Annotated in this window: 2 protein-coding genes and 1 pseudogene; all 3 read left to right on the top strand. The window is 68.8% G+C overall.

What is annotated here, in order from left to right; translation table 11 throughout:
* Positions 1 to 124: 124 nt before the first annotated feature.
* Positions 125 to 670 (top strand): transposase family protein, encoded by a 546-nt coding sequence (locus ACFOX0_RS34040; protein ID WP_377553778.1) that lies wholly within the window; start codon positions 125 to 127, stop codon positions 668 to 670.
* Positions 671 to 676: 6 nt separating this feature from the next.
* Positions 677 to 1,000: a transposase gene (locus ACFOX0_RS34035; RefSeq protein ID WP_377553776.1), complete on the top strand. Its 324-nt coding sequence runs from the start codon at positions 677 to 679 to the stop codon at positions 998 to 1,000.
* Positions 976 to 1,545, top strand: a pseudogene (locus ACFOX0_RS34030) (IS3 family transposase); the annotation flags it as partial. The gene ACFOX0_RS34035 and the pseudogene ACFOX0_RS34030, both read left to right, overlap by 25 nt.
* Positions 1,546 to 1,904 lie beyond the last annotated feature (359 nt).

The raw sequence follows: 1,904 nt of genomic DNA, 5'->3' as shown, positions 1-1,904 counted from the left end.
CGTGATGCTGTCTGACTTGTGAGGCTTGAAGTAGAAGCGCCGCTGTTGGTGGCAGCAAAGCGGGCATGACCTGTTCGGAAGATCATCAAGGTTCTCTACGCCATGCTGATCGCCGAAGTGAGTCATGCCCGCGCTGCCATCATCGCTGATCTCGTCGGTGTCCTGCGCACCGGCTCTGACCGTTGCCGAAACCGCTGGTGGGCTGCCCGAAGCGCTCGCCGGCCTGCCTGACCCCCGGGCCCGGCGAGGTGTCCGGCACCGGCTGACGGTGGTGGTCGCCGCAGCTGTGTGTGCGGTGGTCGCCGGCTACCGCTCGTACGCGGCGATCGGCGAATGGGTCGCCGACGTGCCGGCCACGACGGCTCTCGCTTTGGGCATGACTCCGGATCGGCGCCCATCGGAGGCGATGATCCGTCGATTGTTGCAGGCCGTGGACCCGCAGCTGCTGACCGCCGCGATCGGGGTCTGGCTCGCTGGTCGGGCCACCACCTGCACGGCCGGCCGGGCGATCGCCGTGGACGGTAAGACCCTGCGCGGCTCCCGCACCACCGACACTCCGGCCCGGCACGTGATGACCGCCTGCGACCAGGCCACCGGCGTGACCCTGGCCAGCATCAACGTCGACGGTGAGGTTCCCCAGATAGCGTGGAGGCCGGACCTAAGGGGATAGATGGTCATGGCTGAAACGAGGAGACGGTTCGACCGGGAGCTCCGTGAGGGCGCCCTGCGGATCGTGCGGGAGACGGGTAAGCCGATCGCGCAGGTCGCCAGGGATCTCGGGATCAACGACGGCACGGACCCGAACGCGCCGTACAAGAACACTCTGGCCAACTGGGTGGCGCGGGACCGTCGGGTTCGCGGCGAGGAGGCCGCTGGCGGGCTGGACGAGGACGAACGCGCCGAGCTGGCCCGGCTGCGCAAGGAGAACGCCGAGTTGGCGATGGAGCGCGATGTGCTCAAGCGATCCGTGGTCCTGTGGGTCAAGGAGGCGACGAAGTGAGTGTGGCTGGCTTCGTCGCCGCTCAGAGGACCGAGCACGCCGTGCCGCACGCGGTGACCTGCCGGGCGTTGGGGCTGTCCGAGTCGTGGTTCTACAAGTGGCGTGACCGGGAACCCACCACGCGGCAGACCCGCCGCGACGCCCTCGACGAGGCGATCCGGGCCTGTTTCGACGCCTCCGGCGGCACCTACGGCTCTCCCCGAGTGGCCCAGGATCTGCACGCCGACGGGTGGCAGGTGTCGGTCAACACCGTCGCGGCCAGGATGGCCGTCCTCGGCCTGGCCGGACGCGCGCCGAGGCGCCGACGCAGCCTCACTAAGCAGGGCAAACGCCCCGTTGCCCCGGACCGGGTACGGCGGCAGTTCACCGCCGTCGCGCCGGACGTGTTGTGGTGCGGCGACATCACCGAGGTCGTCACCGACGAGGGCAAGCTCTACCTCGCCACCGTGATCGACCTGCACTCCCGCCGGCTGCTCGGCTACGCGATGAGCGCCCACCACGACGCCGACCTGACCCAGGCCACCCTGTCCATGGCCGCCGCGACCCGCGGCGGCCATGGACAGGGTGATCTTTCACAGCGACCGCGGCAGCGAGGGCGGATTCAACCGGTGGTTGCAACACCGGGTTGCTGGAGCGATCGTAGGTGTTCGTCGAGGACTTCGGCTGGAGGCTTCCAGCCGAGAGTTTTCCGGGGCCGGCCGAATCACACGCCATCCCGGCCCGCCGACACCGCTACTGGCCTGCCCAGACAGCCTTATCTGAACGGCATTGAGTCATGGCCGCCCTACGCAACGCCGCTATCGGCGCACTACGCCTGACCGGAGTCACCAACATCGCCGCCGCCAACCGACACCACGCCCGCGACAGCACCCGCCCGCTGGCACTACTCGGCATCACCTTAACA

The sequence above is a fragment of the Micromonospora zhanjiangensis genome, from assembly GCF_042650605.1.
Lineage (GTDB): Bacteria > Actinomycetota > Actinomycetes > Mycobacteriales > Micromonosporaceae > Micromonospora_J > Micromonospora_J zhanjiangensis.
Note: the sequence above shows the minus strand (reverse complement) of the source record. Positions and strands in the feature narration are given on the sequence as shown.

Bases quoted from the DNA above. Each gene is read 5' to 3' on its own strand.
- ACFOX0_RS34040 (WP_377553778.1), top strand. From the start codon at position 125: ATGCCCGCGCTGCCATCATCGCTGATCTCGTCGGTGTCCTGCGCACCG.
- ACFOX0_RS34035 (WP_377553776.1), top strand. From the start codon at position 677: ATGGCTGAAACGAGGAGACGGTTCGACCGGGAGCTCCGTGAGGGCGCC.